Origin of the sequence: Micromonospora sp. M61, from assembly GCF_018070245.1 — a bacterium.
In the GTDB taxonomy this organism is placed as follows: Bacteria; Actinomycetota; Actinomycetes; order Mycobacteriales; family Micromonosporaceae; genus Micromonospora; species Micromonospora zamorensis.
Genome location: NZ_JAGPYA010000007.1, coordinates 1 through 16,470, shown reverse-complemented (window position 1 = coordinate 16,470; position 16,470 = coordinate 1). Strand labels below are relative to the sequence as shown.

Sequence of the window (16,470 nt, the reverse complement as noted above, 5' to 3'; positions counted from 1 at the left end):
CTTCCATCGCCGACCACCTCCGCAGCGCGCCCCGCTCGGCGTGTCGCGTCGTGGCGATGCCCGCCCCGTCACCGGGAGACCGCCGCGCTCGTTGGCCTGCATGTCCGCCGCAGCGACCCGCAGGGCCGCACCCCGCAGTTCGTGGAGGCAATCCCGATGGCCAAGCACCGTGCGTCCGGTGACGATCAGCTGACCCGGCAGGGGGTGATCGACACTCCCGGCGCGGCCTACTGGTCCGTTGACGACTCCCGCTGGCCGGCGGTCCGTCCGGACCTACCCGCCCACCTGGTCGACCTGCTCGCGCCGCCCATCGTGGTGGGCGTGGCCCGGGTTCCGGTGACCTCCCGGCTCACGCCGCCCACGTCGGCCGACCCTCTGACGTCGGCCGTCGACTCCGGCCCGACCGACCTCGTGGCGTCCACCGCGGCGTCGCCCGTGCCGGCGCTGCCGGTCCCGGCGCCGCCCGTCGCGGCGCCGCCCGTCCCGTCGGCGGCGGCACCGGCCCAACCCGCGCCGCCTCCGCCGGCGCCCGCCCCCTCACGTCCGGTGCCCACGCCGCCGCTGAGCCCGCGACCCGTCCCGTCGCCGCCGCCCGAGCGGCCCGTGCCGGGGCCGCCCGCGTCGCCCCGTCGCGCCGTGAACACCGGGCCGGTCGGCAACGGCCGGCGGGGCAACGGCGGGCCGGCAACCGCAGGCAGGCACCGCCGGGGCGCGTCCGACCGCACCGGCTGACCACTCCGCCGGCCTGGCGCTTTCATCTGGTGGACCCCCGCGGGTCCCCCGTCGACGGCGACACCGTCGCCGGTAGCGTCAGTGGGTATGACGGTCGTGCATCCGATCTCCCGGGCGTGGGTCACCACTGGTGGCACCGGCGCGCAGAACTACGACGAGTTCGCCGACGACGCGGAAATCACCGCGATCATCGAGGCGAACCCGCACAGTGCCCTCGGCATCGAGATGCCGCACCGAGCCCCGCAGAGCCTGGGCAGGTCGTTCCTGGACGCATTGCCGGATGCGGTCGCGCGCCTCGCCGAGGCCAAGGCGGACGGCAGCTACACCCCCGCCGAGCAGGTGGTGGTGCTCTACCGGATCACCGCACCCGGCGAGGAACCCGCGTACGGGCTGTTCGCGATGGTGGACACCGACCAGATCTCCACCCGGGCCGACGAGCCCGGTCTGGTCATCCGCAACGAGGACGTCTTCATCGCCAAGGTGCGCGAGCGGGTGGCACTGGCCGAGGCGCTCGGTCACCTGCTCTCACCCGTACTCCTGCTCCAGACCGGGCGCGGCGACGAGCTGCACGCCGCGCTCGCGTCGGCGACCGAGATGTCCGGCGCGCCCGCCGCGACGGACACCGACCAGGCGGGGCGCACGCACGCCATCTGGCTGCTCGGCCCCGGGCCGGAGCAGGCCGCGTTGACCGCCCTCGCCGGCGGCGGGGAGCTGGTCGTCGCGGACGGCAACCACCGCAGCCTGGCTGCCCAGACCGGCGGGCTGTCGCGCTTCCTGGCCGTGGTCACCACCCCCGCGTCGGTGGCCATCCAGCCGTACAACCGACTGGTCAGCGAGCTGACCACCACGCCGGCCGAGCTGCTCGACCGGCTGCGGGCCGCGGGCGCCGAGGTCGAGCCGATCGACGGCCCGGTCGAGGTCCCGCAGGGTGGCGGCACCGTGCACCTCCGCCTCGACGGCCAGGGGTACGCGGTGCGCCTGCCGGCGACGGCCTCCGCCCGCCTGGAAAACCTGGACCACGCCCTGGTCGAGCGGCTGCTGCTGCGCGACGCGCTCGGCCTGGACCCGGGCGACAAGAGGATCACCTACGTCGGCGGTGACTACCCGGCGAGCTGGCTCACCGGTGAGGTCGACGCCGGGCGGGCCGAGCTGGCCATCCTCATCGCGCCGGTGACCGTTGCCGACTTCGTCGCGGTGAACCTCGCTCGGGAGAAGATGCCCCGCAAGAGCACCTGGTTCACCCCGAAGGCGCGTGGCGGTCTGGTCGTCGCTGAGCTGCCGCGCTGAGCGTTCCCCGGCACGACCGTGTGACGAACCCGGCTCTCCGACGCCGCCCCCGCGACGTCGGAGAGCGCGGCCTGACAGACTGCCCGGTATGCGCGTCTACCTGGGATCCGACCACGCCGGTTTCGAGTTGAAGGTGCACCTGGCCAACCACCTGGCCAAGCAGGGGTACGACGTCGTCGACGTCGGCCCGCACAGCTACGACCCGGACGACGACTACCCGACGTTCTGCCTGCACACCGGCGACCAGGTGGTGGCCGACGAGACAGGCCTCGGCGTGGTCATCGGTGGGTCCGGCAACGGCGAGCAGATCGCCGCCAACAAGGTCGCCGGCGTCCGCGCCGCGCTGGCCTGGAGCGTCGAGACCGCTCAGTTGGCGCGCCAGCACAACGATGCGAACGTCGTCGCGATCGGTGCCCGGCAGCACACGTTGGACGAGGCCACCGGCATCGTCGAGGCGTTCCTGAACACGCCGTTCTCCGGCAACGAGCGGCATGCCCGTCGGATCAACCAGGTCGCCGAGTATGAGCGGACCCGGCAGCTGCCCGTCCTGCCCTGAGGTCAGCGCGGCGAGCGGGGCAACTCCTCGCGGGGCACCCAGTTTCGGCGGACGACAACCACCCGGGCTTCCGCCTCGGCCAGATCCTCGTCGGTGGGCCGGGCGGCGTCCCGGGCCCGCAGCGCGGCGCTCAGGCCCACCTGGGACGAGCCGGAGCCGACCAGCCCCCGCAGCCCCCGCTCGCCGTCGCGCTCGTCGCCACCCGGGCCTCGGCGGCGCGGCGGCGGGTCGTCACCGTCATGCACCCCGGGGGTGCTGACCGTCGGGCTGTCGGCACTGCGCCCAGCCGGCTCCGAGTCGGGGTGGTGGCGTAGCCGTCGCCGTCGTCGGTCGGGGTCACCCATCAGCCGACCGTACCCTGCCCGGGGTGGGATTCGGCACTGTCGCGTCGGCCGGCGTCTCGGGCGGGGTCGGCGACCGGTTTGCCGGCTGGCTACCCTCGGAATCAGGCGGTGTTGTTGCCGTCGGTCAGGGGGAGGACAAGATGGCAGACCAGACGCAGCCGTGGGCGGAGCGGACCGTGGAGGTGCCACCGCAGGCCGGCGTCGGGGTGCCGCCGCAGCGCGACGGGTTCCGCCGGGGTGTGGCCCCGGTGGGCCAGCCGCGCAGCCCGCGGACCGAGCCGTTCCCGGTGGTGGAGCAGGAGCCGACCGGCACCGGCTGGCCCGGCGAGCCGGCCCCGCGCCGGTCGCTGAGCTCGCGGATGTCGCAGCTCCGGCGTGGCGGTGAGTGGAGCGCCGCGGCCGGGCTGTTCGCGTTCGTCTGCTGGGGGATCTGGGCGCTCTCCGGCCAGGGTGACCTGAGCGGTCCGCTGCTGGTGCTGGTGCTCAGCCTGCTGGTGGCGGTCGGCCTGTTCGCCCTGTTCCGGTTGGTCGGCCGGGTGGTGTTGGAGCGGCAACTCGGTCGGGTCCGGCGCGGTGCGCGCGGCGCCCACCTGGCGACGGCGGTGTTCCTCGTCGGCCTCGGCGTGGCCTGGCTCCAGCAGACCGAGTGGGTCGTCTCGGCCTGGAACTGGATCTCCTCGAACTGATCACGGGCGCGTACGGGCGGGTCGGCTCTGTGCCGCCCGCCCGTACGCCCGGTCGCGGCACGCCGCGACGCCGGTCGTCTCCCCACCAGGCAAGGCTGCTGCTTACCCGGCCGGCCACGGTTCATCCGTGGCCGGCCGGTTCGACTGGTGCCCCGTTCGGGGCGGCTCGATCCGCTCGGCGTTGCGGTCAGTGGGTGCCGCCGTGCCCTTCGGCGTCGGCGCGGGGCGAGACGACCCGGGCGGCCGGGTCCTCGACGCCGGGCTCGCCGCCGTCGGGGGCCACCATCCCGTCGTAGTTGTAGAGCGGCTGGCCGTCGTCGTGCTGCTTGGTGGTCTTGATGTAGCGGTGCATCATGCCGTCGATCTCCAGCTCGACGAGCGCGTCGCCGCCGGTGTCGTGGGTGCTGCCGTCGCGGGGGCCGCCAATCAGGTGGGCCGTGGTGTTCGTGTCCATGAACAAGCCCTACCCGCGAGCCGTTGGGCGGAAACGGATGAAATGTCGGCGGGCGGTGCCGTGCCCGGCGTGCGGGCACGGCACCGCCCGGGAGATCAGGCGGCGGGCTGGGCCGCCGCGTAGTCGCGGGCCACCCGGACCATTTCCACCAGTCCGCCGGCGTACTCCTGGGACTCGCCGTGTGCCTCGTCGAACGGCGGCTGGAAGCCGACGCCCTCCCACTGGTTGGTCGCCGGGTTCCACCGGTCGTTGCCGACCTCGAAGTCCCAGGCGAAGATGCCCAGCTCGTAGTAGAGCTGGTCCGCCGAGTTGCCGGCGGCGGAGTAGAGCACGTCGGCGACCGGCCCGGTCTGCGACGGCCAGGTGACGGTGCCGCGTTCCTGCGCGATGGCGCCGACGATCCGCCGGGCGCTGTTGAGGAACAGCGTCGACTCGTCGATCGACGGTCGCGGCAGGGTGACCCGGCCGTCGGCCCGGTACGCCCCCGGCGGCCACATGAAGTACCCGCCGTAGGAGTGCACGTTCATCGCGAACTTGATGTTCGAGTGGGCCTGGGCGAGCGCGATCACGTTGCTGCTCTCCGCCTCGGACAGCTCGGCGGTGCCCGCGTAGGTGCCGGAGAGGCAGTTGGCGCTGGCGCCCACGTAGCCGTCGAAGTACGACCCGACGGTGTAGTTGCGGTTGATGTCGACGCCCCACGAGGTGCGGTACTTCGGGTCGCGGGCCGCCCCGGTGCAGTGGTTGACCAGGTTCTTGCGCTGCATGTTGAAGTCGTTGAACGAATAGTTCGCGCCGTCGGGGTTGACCGTCGGGATGACGAAGATGTCGACCTGCTCCAGCAGCTCGCGGGTGGCCGGGTCGGTCCGGGCGTTGGCCAGCATCCGCTCGGCGAACTCCAGCGTCACCAGCGGCGTGGCCCACTCCCGGGCGTGTTCCTGGGAGTAGGCGAGCACCCCGACCCGGGAGCCGTCACGGTGTACGCCGAGGCGCAGCGCCTGCACCGTCCACGGCCGTGCCGGCACCTCAGTGCCCTGCAACCCGTCGTCGAGCCGGGCCGGACCGGCGACCGGCATGGGCAGCCCGGTCGAGCCGTCCTCGACGGTGGCCCGGAAGCGGTTCGGTTGGCGGGCGTTGATCGCCGCGGCGACCTCGTCGGTGGTGCTCACCGTCTTGCCGGCGGTGTCGGTGGCCAGCGACACGGTCAGCACGCGATCGCGGTAACGGACGGTCAGCGGTCGGTTGCGCCGGCCCGGGTCGACCGTCCGCACCTGCACGCCGTTCATGCCCTGGTCGCCGAAGCGGACCGACTCGACCACCACGGCCGCCACGGCCGGGTCACCCAGGTACGCGACGGCGTTGCGCCGGTATCCCTGGGTCTTGTTCGGTAGGTCGATGACGTCCACCAGATCCCGGTACTGGCGGGCCAGCCGCTTGATCCGAGCCTGGATGTCGGTCGGCGTCAGGTACGCGTCGATGAAGTCCTTCTGGTAACCGGCCGGCAGGGGCGGCGGGGTGGTGTTGGGCCAGAACGTCGGCGTGACCACGCGGCTGACCCCGCCGAGGCTGGAGGTGGCGGTCAACTGGACCGGCCGGTTCGGCACCGGCTGGGGAAGGTTGTAGTGGTACTGGTACTCGCCGGAGTCCTCGAACCGGTACAGCGGGAACGACCCGGTGGCGCCGTCCGCCGTCCGCCAACTGACGGTGATCTCCACGTCCGGGTCGTCGGTGGCGGTGGTGGCCACCTGGGCCTGGAGGAACGTCTGGCCGCTCGTGGTCCACCAGTACGCCTGCTGCACCTGGAGGGTGTCCACGGCCGCGGCGGCGGTGGTCCGCTGGCCGGCGGCCGGAGCGCGCAGCCCGGCGGCGGTGCGGGCCTGCGCCGCGCGAACGCTCTCGGCATGGTGCCGGCTGCCGTCCCCGGCACGCTGCACGACCTGTACGGCCTTCGCGCCCTGGGCGGTCAGCTCGGCGAGCTGCGTGCCGCTGAGCACGAGGTCGGCGAGGATCCGCCCGTCCCGCGCCCGGGGCCGGTTGGCGAGGTCCGCGCCGGTGGCGACGAGCCGGTCGAGCTGTGCCTGGTCACGTAGCTGCACCCGGACCAGGGCGGTCTCGGTGGCGCTCAGGGTGATCGGTGGTGCGGGATCGGCGGGTGCCGCGGTTCCCGGAGCGGGGTGGGACAGCACTGCGCTGAACAGGATCGCTGTGGTGGCGGCAGCTGTCCACCGTCGTCGGACGATCATGTGCCCTCCTGACGGACATCGATGTACCTGGTCCTTACACCAGTGCATAGATCGACACCTGTCAAGGTGATGCGTCGGTTGTAGCCTCCGGACGTCGTTCGGCGTTGATCGGGTGACATGTCCGCGAGTTCCGGAGCAACCCGGCGGGCCGGACCCCGCGTGACTACCTCGAAACGGGGATCGGAGGCCTGAATGAGCGATCGCGACAAGGCGTTCGCCGAGTACTTCGCGGCACGGTCCGGTGCCATGCGCGGCACCGCGTACCTGCTGTGCGGCGACTGGCACCGCGCCGAAGACCTGGTCCAGACCGCGTTCGTCAAGCTCTACCGGGTCTGGAACCGGATCTCCCGGCACGAGGTGCTCGACAGCTACGTGCGCCAGATCCTGATCCGGACATTCCTCGACGAGCGCCGTCGCGGCTGGTGGCGGCGTGAACGGGTGGGTGGTGAGGACACCGACCAGGTGGCCCCGCCCGACTCGGCGGAGAGCCGACTGGTGCTGCTCCAGGCGCTGGCCTGCGTGGCACCGCGCCAGCGGGCCGTGCTGGTTCTGCGCTACTGGGAGGACCTGTCCGTCGAGGATGTCGCGGCGCTGCTGGAGTGTTCTCCAGGGACGGTGAAGAGCCAGGCGGCACGCGGGCTCGACACGTTGCGCGGCCTCCTGGCACCCACGTACAGCGGGATCGAGATGGGGGAGCGATGAACGAGGAACAGTTGCGCGAGGGCCTGCGCAGCGAGATGGCGGGCATTACCCCGCCACCACCATTGAGTACGGGAGCAGCGCTCGGCGCGGCCCGGCGGACGCAGTTCCGCCGCCGAGCGGTGTGGGCGTCCCTCGGATCGGCGGCTGTCGTGCTGGCGGTCACCGGCTTCGCGGCCGTCACCACTCCGGACGGCCGCCTCTACCAGCCGGCGGGCAACGGGCCACTGGCATCTCCGGACGCGTCGGGGGACACCAAGCAGGCGTGGCCGACCGGGCCCGACGGTCGACCGCAGGAGGACCGGACCGCGCGAGCCGGGTCCAAGCACGACCAGGGAGTTCACCTGCTCAACGAGGCTGTCTCGGTCATACCCTCCGGCTACACCACGCCGGAGGATCCGCCGAACCGGTCCGCCGAGGAGCGGACGCTGCGGACCCACCAGGCGCAGTTCGAGGACAAGGTGAACGGCGTCGACGTGTGGAGCTACTCGTCCTCCGTGGCCGTGGCCCAGGGCAAGGGCACCGGGCGCGTGATCGTCGAGGTGCACGACGCCGGCAACCCGCTGCCGACCGAGCCGTGCGCCCTGGCCCAGAACTTCTGGGGCATGCAGGGCGAGTGCCAGGTCGAGACGGTGGGAGCAGCGCAGGTCGGCGTGGTGGTCCGGCCGGGCAGCGACGAGCGGCTCGACCAGTGGTCGGCGTACCGGCACCAGGACGGCGTGGTGGTCTTCGTGGCGCAGGGCGTGACGCTCGACGAGAGCCGGCCGGCGTTGACGAAGCTGCCGTTCTCCGTGCCGCAGCTGGCGGCCCTCGCCGTCGACGAACGGTTTCACCTGAAGTGACACGGCAACTCGGCTGAGCCGAGCGGGTCCAGGTGCCGCGACCGTGTGGCTCACCTGGGCCTTGCTGTGCGTCAAGGCCCGCCGCCGGGATCATCCGGCGTCGTGCGGTTGTAGCGTCAGCGCCCATGAGCTGGCTGCCCGACGATTTCGTCCACCCCGTCCACGTGCCCGTGCCCGGCACCACGCTTCACCTGCGGCCGATCCGGGAGGCGGACACGGCGCTCGACTACCCCGCGGTGATGGGCTCCCGGGAGCGCCTGTGGGAGATCTTCGGTCCGGCCTGGGCGTGGCCGAACGAGAAGATGACCTACGAAGAGGACCGCATCGACCTGCTGCGACACGAGGTCGAGATAGCCGCGCACCAGTCGTTCAACTACGCGCTGCTGGACGCGGACGAGACGGCGATCCTGGGCTGCGTCTACGTCGATCCGCCCGAGCGCACCGGCTCGGACGGCGAGGTTTCCTGGTGGGTGGTGGACGACCTCGTCGGCGGCGAGGCGGAGCGCGCACTCGACGCGCTGGTGCCGCAGTGGATCGCCGCGGACTGGCCCTTCCGGCAGCCCCGTTATCTGGGTCGCGACATCGCCTGGCAGGACTGGCTCGCGTTGCCGCGCGCCTCGTGACGCGTACGGGGTGATCCGGGGCGCGCCGGCCTCACCGGCGCGCCGTGAGGGGCACGAGGACGGCGACGGCGACGCCAAGCGTGCTGGCGCCGACGGCCCACCACCAGAAGAACCCCGAGAAGACCGAGGCGATCAGGAGTCCCACGCCGAGGCCGGCCAGCAGGCCGAGTGCGAACAGGGCCCGTGGGGGCAGGGCGAGGTGCGGCAGGCGTCGTACCACGAGCACCTCCAGCCAGGTGCCGCCCACCGTCAGCAGCGCCGCGCCGACCACGTCCACGGCCGTCAGTCCGTGACCTTCGCTGAGGGCGACGAGGACCCTGCCCTCGTCGCCCGCCGGGACGAAGAGGACGAGCACGCCGGCGACGACGAGGAGAGCGGCAAGAACGACCTGCCTGCGCGGAGCGCCCTCACCCTTGTGCGACATCGCCACAGTCTCGGCCATCCGCCACCGGTCGCACAGGAGCCGTATCGGCGGACATCGAACGCCTGGGGTACGGGCTGGTGAGCGGTGAGGTGGGCTGGCGCCCCGTTCAGCAGTCGAAGACCGACCAGCAGATGTCGTTGCGCAGCCGCTGGTCGTCGAGCACCAGCTCGCGGATCGCCTCCGGGAGTTGTGCACGCTGCCACCGGCACTCGAGTCGCCCTGCGGCATCGCTGTCGCCGGCCGGCGCGGCGGCACGTGCGGCTTTGACCGCATAGGCGGCCGCACCCAGTTCGTGCGCGGCGACGTGTGCGACGACCCCCGCCTGGCCGGCGGCGTACGCGGCGTGCCGTGCCGCCCCGCGCAGGTCCCTGGCCGCGCCCATGGCGTGCCCGCCCGCCGAGCGGGCCTGCGTCATCGTGACCTCACCCCGCACCCAGGCGCGGGCGTGCTCGATCGCTTCCCGCGGTCGAGGGTCGTCCGGCCGAACCGACTCGAACAGGTGCAGGACGTGCTCCGCGCAGGACGCGGCCCACAGGGCGAGGAGGTGGTGATCCGGATCGGTGAGGCTCCCACCGCGGCGAAGCGTGATGAAGCGCGGGTCCCGCACCTTCGGGAGGATCATGGCTGGACGTCCTCCAGGCCGAGCCGGTGTCCCCGGGGGACAGCCTCTGGCCTGGGCCGGAGGGCTGGTGGAGCGGGCGACGGGAATCGAACCCGCGTAGTCAGTTTGGAAGACTGAAGCTCTACCATTGAGCTACGCCCGCGTGCACCCACCTGAGCGGGTCGCGCCGACAGCGTACCCAATGGCTGTGCCCGGCGCGTAGCCACGCCTCCGCCTGACGGCGCCGCGTCGTCCCGCCCCCGCGTGGCAGCCCCGAAGCTCCCCACAACATCAGGGATGTTGTGGTCTCCGCACGCCCTGAGGCCACTACAACCCGGAAGTTGTGCGGATCTTGGGCGGCCGGCGGGGCGGCGGGCACCTCCGCGCTCGCCAGAGTGGGCGGTTCGGCGGGTTTGGGGGATGTGTCCGGGTGGGGGATGCCCCGGCACCGCCTGAGGCGCGGCGACGGCATAGACTGCTCGTCGCCACGGGGTGTGGCGCAGCTTGGTAGCGCACTCGCTTTGGGAGCGAGGGGCCGTGGGTTCAAATCCCGCCACCCCGACTGTCGTCCGCGGCCGGGCCGCCCCGGGTGCCGCCCAGTGCGGTCCCCGGGCGATGCCGGAGCGTCAGGCCGGCTCGCCTACACTCGATGGGCTGAATCACGCCCAGACTCAACTGAGATCCGTCAAGGAGTACGCCTGTGAAGAGCACCGTCGAGACTCTGAGCCCGACGCGCGTGCGGCTCGCCATCGAGGTGCCGTTCGTCGAGCTCGAGCCGAGCCTCAAGAAGGCGTACCGGGAGATCGGTTCGCAGGTCCAGGTCCCGGGCTTCCGCCGGGGCAAGGTGCCGACCGCGGTGATCGACCAGCGGGTGGGCCGGGGCACCGTTCTCAACGAGGCGGTCCAGGAGGCCATCCCGGAGAACATCCTCGCCGCCGTGCGTGAGCACGACCTCAAGACGCTGGGGCGCCCCGAGGTCGAGATCACCGAGTTCAACGACGGTGACTCGCTGAACTTCACCGCCGAGGTCGACGTCCGGCCCGAGATCACCATCCCGGACACGAGCGCCATCGAGGTGACCGTCGACGAGCTGCAGATCGACGACAGCGAGATCGACGAGCAGGTGAAGAACCTGCGGGAGCGCTTCGCGACCCTCAAGACCGTCGAGCGGGCCGCCGCCGAGGGTGACTTCGTCCAGATCGACCTGAACGCCACCGTCGACGGCGAGGACGTGCCGGGCGGCCAGGCGAGCAACATCTCGCACGAGGTGGGCAGCAAGCAGCTCCTGCCGGGCCTGGACGAGGCAGTGGTCGGCCTCTCCGCCGGCGAGGAAACCACCTTCACCACCCAGCTGGTCGGCGGCGACTTCGCCGGTCGCGACGCCGACGTGGCGGTGACCGTTCGCACGGTCAAGGAGAAGGAGCTGCCCGAGCTGAACGACGAGTTCGCCCAGATGGCGAGCGAGTTCGACACCATCGAGGAGCTGCGCGGCGACCTGCGGGCGCGGGTCACCCAGGGCAAGCAGGTCGAGCAGATCTACGCCGCTCGGGACAAGGCCCTGGCGCAGCTCGTCGAGGCCGCCGAGATCCCGGCCCCGGAGGGTGTCGTCCGCGAGGAGGTCGAGAGCCGCAAGCAGGCGATGGTCGACCAGCTCGAGCGGATCGGCGCCTCCATGGAGGAATACCTCGCGGCCGAGGACAAGACCGAGGAGCAGATCGACGCCGAGTTGACCGAGGCGGCGACCGAGGGCGTCAAGGTCCAGCTCCTGCTGGACACGCTGGCCGACGCCGAGGACGTCCAGGTCTCCGACGACGAGTTCGGTCACGAGATCGTGCACCGGGCGCAGCGCGCCGGGATGGCTCCCCAGCAGTACTACGACCAGCTGGTGCGCTCCGGCGCTGCCGCTGCGGTCTTCGGCGACGTGCGGCGGGGCAAGGCGCTCGCCGCTGTCATGGAGCGCATCACGATCAAGGACGAGGCCGGCAACCCCGTCAGCCTCGACGCGCTGCGCGCCGCCAACGAGGCCGAGCACAACCACTGATCGTCGGGTGCGGCCGCCGTCCGCCGCTGCGCGGTGGATGGCGGCCGTTTCCCTTTCCGGGGTACGGCCCGGAAGCCCGCGCCGCGGGTACGCCCGACACAGCTGCGCTGAGAGCGAACAGTGCCCCGACCGGGACTCTGCCGCCCCGCACAGCGGTTAGTGTCGGGAAAGACGGTACGGAGAGCGAAGGGCTGCCATGACCGACATGCACATCCCCAAGAAGTCGCTCCGGGCGATTGAAGCGCGCGGTGGCGACTCCATTGGCAACCTCGACGACTCGGTCTACAACCGGTTGCTCAAGGAGCGCATCATCTTCCTGGGCAGTGAGGTGACCGACCAGGTCGCCAACCGCATCTGCGCGCAGCTGCTGCTGCTCGCCGCGGAGGACCCGGACCGCGACATCAACCTGTGGATCAACTCGCCGGGTGGCTCGGTCTACTCCGGCATGGCGATCTACGACACCATGCAGTTCATCGACAACGACGTGTCGACCGTGGCGATGGGCATGGCTGCCTCGATGGGTCAGCTGCTGCTCTGCGCGGGCACCAAGGGCAAGCGCTACGCCCTGCCCCACGCCAGGATCATGATGCACCAGCCGTCCGGTGGCCTGGGCGGCACGGCGTCCGACATCGCCATCCAGGCGGAGCAGATGCTCTACACGAAGCGGATGTTCCAGGAGCGGGTCGCGCACCACACCGGCCAAGACCAGTCGCAGATCGAGGCGGACTCGGACCGGGACCGTTGGTTCACCGCCCAGGAGGCCATGGACTACGGCTTCATCGACAAGGTGATCATCGGGGCCGCACAGGTTCCGGATGGCGCCGGGACCCTGAGCTGAGGAGCTGACGATGACCGATCTGAGCCTGCCGCCCCAGTTCGCGGCCGTGCACAACCGCTACGTGCTGCCGTCGTTCGTCGAGCGCACGTCGTACGGGGTCAAGGAGTCGAACCCGTACAACAAGCTCTTCGAGGACCGGATCATCTTCCTCGGCGTCCAGGTGGACGACGCGTCGGCCAACGACGTGATGGCCCAGCTGCTGACGCTCGAGGGCACCGATCCGGACCGCGACATCATCATGTACATCAACTCGCCGGGTGGCTCGTTCACCGCGATGACGGCGATCTACGACACCATGCAGTACGTCCGTCCGGACATCCAGACGGTCTGCCTCGGCCAGGCCGCCAGCGCGGCTGCGGTGCTGCTGTCCGCGGGCACCGCCGGTAAGCGGATGGCTCTTCCGAACTCGCGGATCATCATCCACCAGCCGGCCACCGAGGGCGGCTACGGGCAGGGCTCGGACATCGAGATCCAGGCCCGGGAGATCCTGCGGATGCGTACGCAGCTGGAGGACATGCTGTCCCGCCACTGCAACCGCCCGATCGAGCAGGTTCGCAAGGACATCGACCGTGACAAGATCATGACGGCCGAGGAGTCCAAGGAGTACGGGCTGGTCGACACGATCCTGACCAGCCGCAAGAAGGGCTTGCTGGCCGCCCAGGCCGCTAGCTGAGCAGTACCGGGTCAGAGGTTGGCCGGGGCTTTCGTTCCCGGCCGACCTCTGACACACCCGTTTTGGGGGTCGGAGAATGCCCCGCCAGCGGGTAACGTCGGGTCCGTACCGCTTCGCCGGTCGACCGGCGGGGCGAACCAAGCCGGACGGCGCGCAGCGTCCGCAGGTCAGGGCCGGGTCTCCGGCCGATGAGTGCAGGGAGAACGTAGGTGGCACGGATCGGTGACGGCGGCGACCTACTGAAATGCTCCTTCTGCGGCAAGTCGCAGAAGCAGGTCAAGAAGCTCATCGCGGGCCCAGGGGTCTACATCTGCGACGAGTGCATCGATCTCTGTAACGAGATCATCGAAGAGGAGCTGGCCGAGTCCGGCGAGGTGAAGTGGGAAGAGCTTCCCAAGCCGATGGAGATCTGCCAGTTCCTCGACAACTACGTCGTGGGGCAGGATCAGGCCAAGAAGGCGCTCGCGGTCGCGGTCTACAACCACTACAAGCGGATCCAGGCCGAGGCGGCCAACGCGCCGGGCTCCGGCAATGATGCCGTCGAGCTGGCGAAGTCCAACATCCTGCTGCTCGGTCCGACGGGGTGCGGCAAGACCCACCTGGCGCAGACCCTCGCCCGGATGTTGAACGTTCCGTTCGCCATCGCCGACGCCACGGCGTTGACCGAGGCGGGTTACGTCGGCGAGGACGTGGAAAACATCCTCCTCAAGCTGATCCAGGCCGCGGACTACGACATCAAGCGCGCCGAGACCGGCATCATCTACATCGACGAGGTCGACAAGATCGCCCGCAAGTCGGAGAATCCGTCGATCACGCGCGACGTCTCCGGCGAGGGCGTGCAGCAGGCTCTGCTCAAGATGCTCGAGGGCACGGTGGCGAACGTCCCGCCGCAGGGTGGTCGTAAGCACCCGCACCAGGAGTTCATCCAGATCGACACCACCAACGTGCTGTTCATCTGCGGCGGTGCGTTCGCCGGCCTGGATCAGATCATCGAGTCCCGCACCGGGCAGGGCGGCACCGGCTTCGGTGCCCGGCTCCGGTCGGTGTCTGATCGGTCGACCGACGACATCTTCAGCCAGGTCATGCCGGAAGACATGCTCAAGTTCGGGTTGATCCCCGAGTTCGTGGGCCGGCTGCCGGTGATCACCAACGTGCGCAGCCTTGACCGCAGCGCCCTGGTTCGCATCCTCACCGAGCCGCGCAACGCGCTGGTCCGGCAATACCAGCGCCTGTTCGAGCTGGACGGGGTCGAGCTGGAGTTCGACGAGCCGGCACTGGAGGCGATCGCCGATCAGGCGATGCTGCGGGGCACCGGTGCCCGTGGTCTGCGCGCCATCATCGAGGAGGTTCTGCTCTCCGCGATGTTCGAGGTGCCCAGCAACCCCGACGCCGCCCGGGTGTTGATCACCCGCGAGGTGGTCCTGGAAAACGTCAACCCGACGATCGTTCCGCGCGAGTTCACCGGGCGCCGTGCCCGGCGGGACCGCGAGGAGAAGTCGGCCTGATCCTCCCCGTGTCACGCCGGCCGCTCAATCCTGACGCGGCCGGCGTGATCGCGTTCGGCGGTCCCATTCGCCCCGACCGGGGGACCGTCACCATCGTCAGCCGGGCCGCTTCGCCGCTGTCGTCACGCTGACCGCGGCTGGGTCCGACGGGAAGCGTTCCGTCGCGCCGACTCGATCGCCCTGTCCACGGTGTCGCGGCTCCCCAGCGTCCCGCTGCCGGTCGTACAGGTGCTGTCGGTGCCCTGGCCCCCGACCGTCGCTGACCCTGTCCACGCCGGCACCTCCCGCCGTACCCTGTGGTCATGCGTGTCGCCGTCTGCCAGCTGAACGCCCGGGACGACCGCAAGGCCAACCTGGCCGCCGCCGAGGTCCTGCTGGAACGCGCCGCCGCCGGCGGCGCGGACCTTGCCGTCCTTCCGGAGTACGTCGACTACCTCGGCCCCGCCGCCGGACTGCCGGAGCCGGAGCCGGTGGACGGGGAGGTCGGCAGCTTCTTCGCCGGGATCGCCCGACGGCTCGGCATCTGGGTGGTGGCCGGCTCGTTCCATGAGGCCGGCCCGGACCCGGAGCACACCTGGAACACGTCGCTGGTCTTCGACCGCACCGGCGCCCTGGCAGCGAGCTACCGCAAAATTCATCTGTACGACGTGGAGATCCCCGGTCGGGTCTCCTACCGGGAGTCCGCGAGCGTGGCGCCGGGTGTGCAACCGGTGGTGGTGGACGTCGAGGGCCTGCGGGTCGGCCTGTCGATCTGCTACGACCTGCGCTTCCCGGAGCTTTACCGGCTGCTCGCCACCGATGGCGGCGCACAACTGCTGGTGGTCCCCGCAGCGTTCATGATGCACACCGGGCGGGACCACTGGGAGGTCCTGCTGCGGGCCCGGGCGATCGAGAACCAGTGCTTCGTGGCAGCGGCTGGCCAGACCGGCGACCACGAGCCAGGTCGCACCTGCTTCGGGCGCAGCATGGTGGTCGACCCGTGGGGGACGGTCCTCGCCCAGGTGCCGGACGGCCCGGGTGTGTCCGTCGTCGACCTGGACCTCGACCGCCTTGCCGCGATCCGGGCCGAGCTGCCCAGCCTGGCCAACCGCCGGCTCTGACGCCAGGCCCTGGCAGTCTCAGCCTTCCAGCAGAACGCCGATCACCGCGAACCCGGCGATGGCCGCGGCGGTGACCAGCAGCGCGGTGGTCATCCGGGATTTGCCCCGTCGGGCCAGCCGTCCCACCGAGAGCACCAGGACGACCAGCACGACCGCACCGATCACCACCTGCCAGAACGGCAGGAGGAGGCCCAGTAGTGCCTCCTCGGCGAACACCCTCGTGCCCAGCCCGGACTCATCCATGTCTGACACTCTGGCACGTCGGGACAGCCCGCGTCCCGAGGCTGCGCCGGGTGCCGCCGCGCCCCGGTCGGTCGAACCAGTGATGAACCCTGATTTGCCTTCTCCGGGCCGTCCGCGTAACTTTCTCTCTGCACGGGGAACGCCGGACAAACCGGCGGAGAACGGGCACCGGGCTCGTGGCGGGAACGCCGAGCGAGACCGAGGATCGGGCGGTGCGGAACACTCCGGATACGGGGTTGCGAACGCGAAGCCGACCGGGTAGAGTTTTGAAGCCGGCAGGAGCCGGGCGGAGAGCCGCGAAGCGGCGATCGGCCGGTCTGCGGCTTCCCACGACAGTAACGACCGCCGGTCACGGCGTGCGTCATCGTGGATCCGGACGAACCAAGTTGATCGCCTCGGATACGAGGTTGACAACGAAAGTTCGACCAAGTAAGTTTGAGCGGTTGCCCCGAAACGGGGTTCCACTGAGGTGGGGCTTCTGGTCGGTGTGTGGTTGTTCTTTGAGAACTCAACAGGGTGCTTGTAAAGCCAGTGCCAATTATGATTTATACCCCGGACTGGTCAGTTTTTGCTGGCTGGTTG

The 16,470-nt window shown here is 70.7% G+C and carries 18 protein-coding genes and 2 tRNA genes; 13 read left to right on the top strand and 7 right to left on the bottom strand.

Features of this window, described 5'->3' with window-relative positions:
- The first annotated feature begins 156 nt into the window (after nt 1–156).
- The 3 genes from KBX34_RS06050 to KBX34_RS06040 all read left to right on the top strand — a co-directional run bounded on the left by KBX34_RS06050 (nt 157) and on the right by KBX34_RS06040 (nt 2,575).
- Nucleotides 157–732 carry a hypothetical protein gene (locus KBX34_RS06050; RefSeq protein WP_210923665.1) on the top strand — a complete coding sequence of 192 codons (576 nt, stop codon included), beginning with the start codon at nt 157–159 and terminating at the stop codon, nt 730–732.
- Between the two features lie 87 nt (nt 733–819).
- Nucleotides 820–2,019: a DUF1015 family protein gene (locus KBX34_RS06045; protein ID WP_088949763.1), complete on the top strand. Its 1,200-nt coding sequence runs from the start codon at nt 820–822 to the stop codon at nt 2,017–2,019.
- A gap of 88 nt (nt 2,020–2,107) precedes the next feature.
- Nucleotides 2,108–2,575: a ribose-5-phosphate isomerase gene (locus KBX34_RS06040; protein WP_088949762.1), complete on the top strand. Its 468-nt coding sequence runs from the start codon at nt 2,108–2,110 to the stop codon at nt 2,573–2,575.
- A gap of 2 nt (nt 2,576–2,577) precedes the next feature.
- Here the strand turns inward: KBX34_RS06040 and KBX34_RS06035 are convergent, their stop codons facing one another.
- Nucleotides 2,578–2,919 (bottom strand): hypothetical protein, encoded by a 342-nt coding sequence (locus KBX34_RS06035; RefSeq protein ID WP_099847967.1) that lies wholly within the window; start codon nt 2,917–2,919, stop codon nt 2,578–2,580.
- A gap of 140 nt (nt 2,920–3,059) precedes the next feature.
- Here KBX34_RS06035 and KBX34_RS06030 point away from each other — a divergent pair, with 140 nt between their 5' ends.
- Entirely contained in the window at nt 3,060–3,605 is a 546-nt protein-coding gene (locus KBX34_RS06030; protein ID WP_088949760.1) for a hypothetical protein, read from the top strand.
- A gap of 187 nt (nt 3,606–3,792) precedes the next feature.
- Here KBX34_RS06030 and KBX34_RS06025 read toward each other — a convergent pair whose 3' ends face one another.
- Together KBX34_RS06025 and KBX34_RS06020 are read right to left on the bottom strand one after the other, a co-directional pair.
- Nucleotides 3,793–4,059 carry a hypothetical protein gene (locus tag KBX34_RS06025; protein ID WP_099847965.1) on the bottom strand — a complete coding sequence of 89 codons (267 nt, stop codon included), beginning with the start codon at nt 4,057–4,059 and terminating at the stop codon, nt 3,793–3,795.
- A 95-nt stretch (nt 4,060–4,154) separates the two neighbouring features.
- A complete protein-coding gene (locus KBX34_RS06020; protein WP_210923663.1) occupies nt 4,155–6,299 on the bottom strand; it encodes a M14 family zinc carboxypeptidase in 2,145 nt (714 codons plus the stop codon).
- Nucleotides 6,300–6,491: 192 nt separating this feature from the next.
- On the opposite strand from KBX34_RS06020, the gene KBX34_RS06015 reads away from it, so the two are divergent.
- From KBX34_RS06015 to KBX34_RS06005, 3 genes are all read left to right on the top strand, one after another.
- Nucleotides 6,492–7,001 (top strand): SigE family RNA polymerase sigma factor, encoded by a 510-nt coding sequence (locus KBX34_RS06015; RefSeq protein ID WP_210923661.1) that lies wholly within the window; start codon nt 6,492–6,494, stop codon nt 6,999–7,001.
- On the top strand, nt 6,998–7,840 hold the full coding sequence (locus tag KBX34_RS06010; protein WP_210923659.1) for a hypothetical protein: 843 nt from the start codon (nt 6,998–7,000) through the stop codon (nt 7,838–7,840). The genes KBX34_RS06015 and KBX34_RS06010 overlap by 4 nt, the downstream gene beginning before the upstream one ends.
- A 125-nt stretch (nt 7,841–7,965) precedes the next feature.
- A complete protein-coding gene (locus KBX34_RS06005; RefSeq protein WP_099847958.1) occupies nt 7,966–8,463 on the top strand; it encodes a GNAT family N-acetyltransferase in 498 nt (165 codons plus the stop codon).
- Nucleotides 8,464–8,494: 31 nt separating this feature from the next.
- Here the strand turns inward: KBX34_RS06005 and KBX34_RS06000 are convergent, their stop codons facing one another.
- The 3 genes from KBX34_RS06000 to KBX34_RS05990 all read right to left on the bottom strand — a co-directional run bounded on the left by KBX34_RS06000 (nt 8,495) and on the right by KBX34_RS05990 (nt 9,651).
- On the bottom strand, nt 8,495–8,905 hold the full coding sequence (locus KBX34_RS06000) for a hypothetical protein (RefSeq protein ID WP_210923658.1): 411 nt from the start codon (nt 8,903–8,905) through the stop codon (nt 8,495–8,497).
- An 88-nt stretch (nt 8,906–8,993) separates the two neighbouring features.
- Entirely contained in the window at nt 8,994–9,509 is a 516-nt protein-coding gene (locus KBX34_RS05995) for a putative immunity protein (RefSeq protein WP_210923656.1), read from the bottom strand.
- A 68-nt stretch (nt 9,510–9,577) separates the two neighbouring features.
- Nucleotides 9,578–9,651: transfer RNA gene (locus KBX34_RS05990), tRNA-Gly, on the bottom strand.
- A 325-nt stretch (nt 9,652–9,976) separates the two neighbouring features.
- Between KBX34_RS05990 and KBX34_RS05985 the strand changes: the two genes are divergently transcribed.
- From KBX34_RS05985 to KBX34_RS05960, 6 genes are all read left to right on the top strand, one after another.
- Nucleotides 9,977–10,050: transfer RNA gene (locus tag KBX34_RS05985), tRNA-Pro, on the top strand.
- Nucleotides 10,051–10,188: 138 nt separating this feature from the next.
- On the top strand, nt 10,189–11,529 hold the full coding sequence (gene tig, locus KBX34_RS05980) for a trigger factor (RefSeq protein WP_088949753.1): 1,341 nt from the start codon (nt 10,189–10,191) through the stop codon (nt 11,527–11,529).
- 196 nt (nt 11,530–11,725) lie between these two features.
- Complete coding sequence (locus tag KBX34_RS05975) at nt 11,726–12,367, top strand: ATP-dependent Clp protease proteolytic subunit (protein WP_088949752.1); 642 nt, start codon at nt 11,726–11,728, stop codon at nt 12,365–12,367.
- Nucleotides 12,368–12,377: 10 nt separating this feature from the next.
- The gene (locus tag KBX34_RS05970) at nt 12,378–13,040 is read left to right on the top strand and encodes an ATP-dependent Clp protease proteolytic subunit (protein WP_088949751.1); all 663 of its coding nucleotides are present in this window, start codon (nt 12,378–12,380) and stop codon (nt 13,038–13,040) included.
- A gap of 209 nt (nt 13,041–13,249) precedes the next feature.
- Nucleotides 13,250–14,545: an ATP-dependent Clp protease ATP-binding subunit ClpX gene (gene clpX / locus KBX34_RS05965; protein ID WP_088949750.1), complete on the top strand. Its 1,296-nt coding sequence runs from the start codon at nt 13,250–13,252 to the stop codon at nt 14,543–14,545.
- 302 nt (nt 14,546–14,847) lie between these two features.
- A complete protein-coding gene (locus tag KBX34_RS05960) occupies nt 14,848–15,645 on the top strand; it encodes a carbon-nitrogen hydrolase family protein (RefSeq protein WP_210923654.1) in 798 nt (265 codons plus the stop codon).
- A gap of 18 nt (nt 15,646–15,663) precedes the next feature.
- On the opposite strand, the gene KBX34_RS05955 is transcribed toward KBX34_RS05960, so the two are convergent.
- Entirely contained in the window at nt 15,664–15,888 is a 225-nt protein-coding gene (locus KBX34_RS05955) for a hypothetical protein (protein WP_088949748.1), read from the bottom strand.
- Nucleotides 15,889–16,470: the final 582 nt, after the last annotated feature.

What these genes read in the sequence shown, in the direction of transcription:
- KBX34_RS06050 (WP_210923665.1), top strand. Translation starts at nt 157, where the DNA reads ATGGCCAAGCACCGTGCGTCCGGTGACGATCAGCTGACCCGGCAGGGG.
- KBX34_RS06045 (WP_088949763.1), top strand. Translation starts at nt 820, where the DNA reads ATGACGGTCGTGCATCCGATCTCCCGGGCGTGGGTCACCACTGGTGGC.
- KBX34_RS06040 (WP_088949762.1), top strand. Translation starts at nt 2,108, where the DNA reads ATGCGCGTCTACCTGGGATCCGACCACGCCGGTTTCGAGTTGAAGGTG.
- KBX34_RS06035 (WP_099847967.1), bottom strand. Translation starts at nt 2,919, where the DNA reads ATGGGTGACCCCGACCGACGACGGCGACGGCTACGCCACCACCCCGAC.
- KBX34_RS06030 (WP_088949760.1), top strand. Translation starts at nt 3,060, where the DNA reads ATGGCAGACCAGACGCAGCCGTGGGCGGAGCGGACCGTGGAGGTGCCA.
- KBX34_RS06025 (WP_099847965.1), bottom strand. Translation starts at nt 4,059, where the DNA reads ATGGACACGAACACCACGGCCCACCTGATTGGCGGCCCCCGCGACGGC.
- KBX34_RS06020 (WP_210923663.1), bottom strand. Translation starts at nt 6,299, where the DNA reads ATGATCGTCCGACGACGGTGGACAGCTGCCGCCACCACAGCGATCCTG.
- KBX34_RS06015 (WP_210923661.1), top strand. Translation starts at nt 6,492, where the DNA reads ATGAGCGATCGCGACAAGGCGTTCGCCGAGTACTTCGCGGCACGGTCC.
- KBX34_RS06010 (WP_210923659.1), top strand. Translation starts at nt 6,998, where the DNA reads ATGAACGAGGAACAGTTGCGCGAGGGCCTGCGCAGCGAGATGGCGGGC.
- KBX34_RS06005 (WP_099847958.1), top strand. Translation starts at nt 7,966, where the DNA reads ATGAGCTGGCTGCCCGACGATTTCGTCCACCCCGTCCACGTGCCCGTG.
- KBX34_RS06000 (WP_210923658.1), bottom strand. Translation starts at nt 8,905, where the DNA reads ATGGCCGAGACTGTGGCGATGTCGCACAAGGGTGAGGGCGCTCCGCGC.
- KBX34_RS05995 (WP_210923656.1), bottom strand. Translation starts at nt 9,509, where the DNA reads ATGATCCTCCCGAAGGTGCGGGACCCGCGCTTCATCACGCTTCGCCGC.
- KBX34_RS05975 (WP_088949752.1), top strand. Translation starts at nt 11,726, where the DNA reads ATGACCGACATGCACATCCCCAAGAAGTCGCTCCGGGCGATTGAAGCG.
- KBX34_RS05970 (WP_088949751.1), top strand. Translation starts at nt 12,378, where the DNA reads ATGACCGATCTGAGCCTGCCGCCCCAGTTCGCGGCCGTGCACAACCGC.
- KBX34_RS05960 (WP_210923654.1), top strand. Translation starts at nt 14,848, where the DNA reads ATGCGTGTCGCCGTCTGCCAGCTGAACGCCCGGGACGACCGCAAGGCC.
- KBX34_RS05955 (WP_088949748.1), bottom strand. Translation starts at nt 15,888, where the DNA reads ATGGATGAGTCCGGGCTGGGCACGAGGGTGTTCGCCGAGGAGGCACTA.